This window comes from Pedobacter alpinus (assembly GCF_042684645.1).
Taxonomy (GTDB): Bacteria; Bacteroidota; Bacteroidia; order Sphingobacteriales; family Sphingobacteriaceae; genus Pseudopedobacter; species Pseudopedobacter alpinus.
Map to the genome: position 1 here is coordinate 151,814 of NZ_JBHULV010000051.1, position 6,404 is coordinate 158,217.

Annotated in this window: 4 protein-coding genes; 3 read left to right on the plus strand and 1 reads right to left on the minus strand. The window is 32.5% G+C overall.

Features of this window, described 5'->3' with window-relative positions:
* Positions 1-191: 191 nt before the first annotated feature.
* On the minus strand, positions 192-1,310 hold the full coding sequence (locus ACFSSE_RS15450) for a glycoside hydrolase family 43 protein (protein ID WP_379041488.1): 1,119 nt from the start codon (positions 1,308-1,310) through the stop codon (positions 192-194).
* Positions 1,311-2,002: 692 nt separating this feature from the next.
* On the opposite strand from ACFSSE_RS15450, the gene ACFSSE_RS15455 reads away from it, so the two are divergent.
* From ACFSSE_RS15455 to ACFSSE_RS15465, 3 genes are all read left to right on the plus strand, one after another.
* Positions 2,003-4,717 carry a carboxypeptidase regulatory-like domain-containing protein gene (locus ACFSSE_RS15455; RefSeq protein ID WP_379041486.1) on the plus strand — a complete coding sequence of 905 codons (2,715 nt, stop codon included), beginning with the start codon at positions 2,003-2,005 and terminating at the stop codon, positions 4,715-4,717.
* Between the two features lie 8 nt (positions 4,718-4,725).
* Complete coding sequence (locus ACFSSE_RS15460; RefSeq protein ID WP_379041484.1) at positions 4,726-5,709, plus strand: aldo/keto reductase; 984 nt, start codon at positions 4,726-4,728, stop codon at positions 5,707-5,709.
* A gap of 63 nt (positions 5,710-5,772) precedes the next feature.
* Complete coding sequence (locus ACFSSE_RS15465) at positions 5,773-6,156, plus strand: RidA family protein (protein WP_379041482.1); 384 nt, start codon at positions 5,773-5,775, stop codon at positions 6,154-6,156.
* The last annotated feature ends 248 nt before the right edge of the window (positions 6,157-6,404 follow it).

Here is a 6,404-nt window from a genome sequence, read left to right on the forward strand (position 1 = left end):
CGGCCTACTAAATTATCTAATCGTACTTCCAAAGATTTTGTGTAATCATCAAAACGATATTTATGTTCCTGTGCTGTTGATGCTTTTTGAACAAATCGCAAACATCAATATTGTCATAAGTACTTTGCAACAGAAAGATTTTTCATCATAATAGAAAAAATTAGTGTTGGGTTTTTAAGCTGTTAATTTAATTATTTCTTTGATGTTACGTACGGTGCTATCGGCAAGATTTTACCGTCAGCATCATAATGAAGTTCTGTAACCTTAACGTTTCTTAAATGAGTTGTACCACCAGAAATTTGTGTATCGTGGTAAAATAAATACGATTTTCCTTTAAATTCTACGATAGAGTGATGCGATGTCCAGCCGATAACAGGTATTAAAATTACACCTTGGTAGGTAAATGGGCCGTAAGGATTATCACCAGTTGCATAACAAACTAGATGCGTATCGCCGGTTGAATAAGAAAAATAGTATTTTCCTTTGTATTTATGCATCCAAGACGCTTCAAAGAAACGACGGTCATGATCTCCACCTAAGATTGGTTTTCCATTTTCGTCTAAAATCACAACATCTTTTGGCGCTTCAGCAAACTCTTTCATACTAGAAGCCATTTTTGCAATTTTAGCTGTCAATGCTGGCTCTTTATCTTGCTTTAAATCTGTTACAGAACCATTAGCGTCAAATTTCCCAGTTGCCCACTTCTGTAACTGACCACCCCAAATGCCTCCAAAATACATATAGCTTTGGCCGTCTGTATCGGTAAAAACTGCGGGATCAATGCTAAAACTATTTTCAATTGGCAGGGGTTGCGCTTTAAACGGCCCTTGTGGTTGGTCACTTTCGGCTACTCCTATTCTAAAAACACCTTGCTTATCTTTGGCCGGAAAGTAAAAATAATATTTGCCATTTTTAAATGCTGCGTCTGGCGCCCACATTTGTTTAGCTGCCCAAGGTACATCTTGCAGCGTTAAAGCTACTGGGTAATCCTTAACTTTTCCACCCACACTATCTAAAGAATAAACATAGTAATCTTTCATAAGGTACTGATCACCGCTGTCATCATCAGCAATACCAGCATCATAATCATGTGAAGGATAAATAAAAATCTTTCCGTCAAACACATGAGCAGATGGGTCTGCGCTATATCTCTCTGTAATCAAAGGTTGAGAAATGGCGCCCTCAAATAGATTGTTGCTTGTTTGTTCCTTTTTATCTGTACTGTCAACAGAACTAGTCGTTTTTCCGTTTTGTGCGCAAGCGGAAGTAGCCAAAACTATGGCTGATAGAATGATATATTCAATCTTCATTTTGTATTTCTTTTTAAGTTCATCTTAATTCATCTCATTATTATTACAGGTGTAATAAACAGCTAAATCTTATTTATTGGCAATAGCGCTTCCAAGCGTATTTATTAAACAAATACGATAACCAGAGCTAATATGTATTTACTGTAAATGTAGCGCCAATGAAACATTTAGGATGTTAGAATTGTAGGGATTTGTGGTATAAATGTTCAAAAATGAATAAACTGATGTTTTTTATTTTTTGAAAACTTTGTTTTTAAGAGCCTGTTTAAAATTTATTTAATAATTTGTTTATGCTTACCTACAAAAGTTGATTTGTTTTTTTGGATACAACTTTGTTAAACTTTTTCGTTTTATTTTTTATTTTCCTTAAAAGGGACTCAAGAGTACTAAAGCAGTTTTCAAAATAGCTTCCGACTATCACTACAAAATTTGCCTCGTTTCGCTCAAAAATAAGCAGCCACAAACATTTTTTACAATACAAATTTAAACAGGCTCTTATACGCTCTTAAAAAAAGAGCTTATGCTACAAGCTGCTCTTCAGATATTTCCTACATGGAAACAAAGAAATATTCATCAGCACAGCAAGGAGAAAATCTTATTATCTTTAAAATGTTAAAAAAGCATAAATTATCAATTTAATATTCGCTTTTTTAATTAAAACCCTAAATTTAAGATTTCCGAATTAAAAATACATGAACATCAAAAAAACATTAATTTATTGCATATCATTTTGTCTATTATTTGCTTTAGCAACAAAAGCGCAAACACAAAACATTCCTCTAAGTACCCTAGCAGAAAAAAAAGCCAAACTTGCAAATGAATTTCCTTACGAAAAAGTACACCTGCAATTTGACAAACCTTATTATGCCGTTGGCGATTCTATTTGGTTCAAAGCTTACGTAACTACGGCACTAAATGTACCCTCTCCCATCAGTAAAATTTTATATGTTGAATTAATTAGTGATAAAGATTCATTAGTATCAAGCTTAAAATTAGCAGTTGAAAACAGTGTAACTACCGGTAGTTTTATACTTCCTTATCCAAATTTTAAAGAAGGTAATTACCGTGTAAGAGCGTTTACAAAATGGATGCTGAACAAAGATGTAGACAATTTTTTCTCGAAAAACATTTATGTTGGGAATGCTTTAAGTAAGGATTTAATGACCCACATTAATTTTGATGGAACAGTAAATGATAAGGGGCAAAATGTTAAAACTAGAATAGTTTATACGGACGATAGTGGAAAACCATTAGCCAATAAAAAAGTAAGTTGGGAAGTAAATGCAGATTTTCAGAAAATTGGCCGTGGAAAGGAAACCACAGATGCTAATGGCGTAATAAATATTGAATTTAGCAGCTCTAATAAAGTAGCTTTAAATAGTGGAGAATTAAAGACTTCTTTAGAAATGGGTGATAAAAAGGTACTCAATAAAAATTTTAGTTTAAAAACAGCTACACCAGAAAATGACATTCAGTTTTTTCCAGAGGGCGGTTTAATGTTAGATGGGATTAATACTAAAGTAGGATTTAAAGCTATAAATTCTAATGGCTTAGGAATAGCTGCTAAGGGAATTATAACAAATAAAAGCGGCAAAGAAGTAGCAAAGTTTAATTCTGAACATTTAGGAATGGGAAGCTTTAATTTTATACCAGAGTTTGGCGAAACTTATACAGCCAATGTAACATTTGGAAATCAGGCTCAAAAAAATGTTGTTTTACCTCCAGTAAAAAACGAAGGACTTGCCTTGCAAACAAGAATAGAAGCCGATAGTTTGTATATTGATATTGCTACCACCCCAGATTTTTTAAATAAAAACAGAAACCAACCTTTTTATATTGTTGCGCAAAACGGTGGTTCATTATTTTATGCAGCTCAAAGTATTTTAAGAATAGCAAAATATACTATTGTAATTCCTACAGATAAATTACCCAACGGTATTTTGCAAGTATCTTTATTAAATACAGATTACGTACCATACAGCGAAAGGTTAACTTTTATTGAAAGGGCAGATTTAGCTAAAATAGCTATTAAACCAGAATTACCTAGCTATAAGGGTAGAGAAAGAATAAAAATAAATTTAGAAACATTAAATGGTTTAAATCCAACCAACGGAAACTATTCTGTATCTGTTATAAATGCTGCAAAAGTGCCGTTTGATTTAAATAAAGAAACAACCATTTACAGTAATTTATTGTTAACATCAGACATTACTGGGTTTGTTGAACAACCCAATTATTATTTTAACAAACTCAATACAAAAAGGTTAACTTTCTTAGATAATTTATTACTTACACAAGGCTATAGAACGTTCTCTTATAAAGATATAGCAGCAGATAAATACCCAAAAATATCAGTTTTACCAGAGCAAGGCATAGACATTTCAGGCACAATTAGAAAAAGTAACGGTATGCCTTTAGAAGGTGGTCGTTTACTTTTTCAAATACCAGACAAACATTACAGCACAACTGCTACAACCGATAAAGAAGGTAGGTTCAATTTTAGAAATCTGATTTTCAAAGACTCATCTGAGGTGGTGATAAACGCAAGAAATAATGTAAACTCAAAAGATTTAAGAATTATGGTTGACGGCGAATCGTACCCTGCAATTACTAGAAACATAAACAGTCCTGCCAACATCATAAATTTAGATAGTTTTTTAAACACCTATTTAAAAAACAGTAAAATTGAACATAGAGGAGAATTTATGCTACAAGAAGTTGTGGTTAAGGGAACAGCAACGGTTAAAAAACCAAGTCATGCAGACCATAGTGCTTTAAGTGGTTTAAATATGATGGCAGATAGACAGGTGCAAGGCGACCAACTGGTAGGTTGTGCAATTTTGACAAATTGCCTAACTTCAGCAGGTTTAACATTTGTAGATCAGCAATTATTTCTTACAAGAAGTTACAACCAAGGTAACAGAACACCTGTAGAAATATATGCTAACGGTATGCCTGTTGATGTAAACTATCTTTTTAGTATTTCGCCAAGCGGGATAGAATCTATTGAAGTTTTTAATACTGATGGAATTTCTGGAATTAACCAAAGAACCAATACTTTGGGAGTTGTTGTTATTAATATGAAAGAAATTGTGAAAGTAAAAATAAGCAAAGACCAACTGAAAGAATTATTTCCTCCAACTAATGTACTTACCTTTAAACCCAAAGGTTACGATGCCGAAAGAAGATTTTATGTGCCTAAATATAGTGGTCCAAAAACTTCTTTACAAGTACAAGATTACAGAACCACAATTTATTGGAATCCTGTGGTTTTAACAGATAAAAACGGAAAAGGAAGTTTTGAGTTTTACAATAGTGATGATAAAGGCCCTTACGATGTGGTTATAGAAGGGGTAGATAATAGTGGGAACATTAGTAGATCAGTTTATCAATATCAATTAAAATAAAATAAAGAATGCAATACAGAATATTAGGAAAAACTGGTTTCAAAATTTCTGAGATTAGTTTAGGAACATGGCAAGTTGGTGGTAAATGGGGTGATGATTTTAGCCATAAAAATGCCGACGAAATACTTAACAAAGCAATAGACGAAGGAATTAATTTTATTGATACTGCTGATGTTTATAGTGATGGAGAGAGTGAAAAAGCAGTTGGCAGAATTGTTAAATCTCGTTCTGAAAAAATTTATGTAGCTACAAAATGTGGCAGAAAACTAAACCCTCATGTTAGCGAAAGTTATACTGTTAAGGCATTAAGAAATTTTGTTGAAGACAGTTTAAAAAATATGGGTTTAGAAACTTTAGACCTTGTGCAATTACATTGCCCGCCAACCGATGTTTTTTACAGACCAGAAATTTTTGAACTTTTTGATAGGTTAAAAGATGAAGGTAAAATTCAGCATTTAGGGGCAAGTATTGAAAAAGTTGAGGAAGGACTAAAAGCCATGCAATATTCAAATGTTTGTAGTTTGCAATTAATATATAATGCTTTTAGACAACGCCCAAATGAATTACTTTTTGAACAAGCTAAGAAAAATAACATAGGTATAATTGCCCGTGTGCCGTTAGCTAGTGGTTTATTAACTGGTAAATTTTCAAGCTCAAGTTCTTTTGGTAAAAATGATCATCGTAATTTTAATAGAAATGGTGAAGCTTTTGACAAAGGCGAAACTTTTTCGGGAGTTGATTACGAGAAAGGATTAGCAGCTGTAGAAGAATTAAAGAAACTTTTTCCTGATACTTCACTTCCACTTATTGCCTTAAAATGGATTTTAAAGTCAGATGAAATTTCATGCGTAATTCCTGGAGCTTCAAACATAAATCAGTTAAGTCAAAACATGGAAGCATCATCGGCTACTGAATTAACTGCAAATGAAATTGCTTCAATAAATAAAATTTACGACAATTACATTAAACCCAACGTACACCAAGTTTGGTAAATAAATGTTAGCTAAAAGAAATTTTTAAATTAATTTGCCAAAAATTAAAAGCTTAAAATTAAAATGAATAACAGACAAAATTTCACATCAGGTTCTCCCTGGGAAGATATTATTGGTTATTGCCGAGCAGTAAAAGTTGGTAATACGATTGAAATTGCAGGAACAACGGCTTCAAAAGATGAAGATGGCAATAGCTTAACTACAATGTACGATCAAACCAAAGCTATTTTAGATAAACTGAATTTAGTTCTACAAGACGCTGGTGCGTCATTAGAAAATGTGGTAAGAACCCGTATGTTTTTAACTGATATAAGCCAATGGGAAGAAGCGGCAAAAGCACATGGCTTATTCTTTAAAGATATTAAACCAGTTACTACAATGGTTGAAGTATCTAAACTCATTGACCCTGATATTTTAATTGAAATTGAAATAACGGCAATGCTGTAAAAAAAAAAATAGCTAACCGAAATATTTTTCGGTTAGCTATCTTTTAAGATTTCAATTAAAATCGTATTTTTTTTAAAATAATTTACTCTAATAGAAACACCAAATAACTAAAGCCCGAAACAGTAGGTATTGTGGTATAATATTTTATACCAATTAAGTTTTATAAAGCCGTATATATTTTGTATTTTAGGGCATGGGAAAGAAAGCACAATTAGAGATCACGGAACCATCTACGGAGCTAAAGAAGT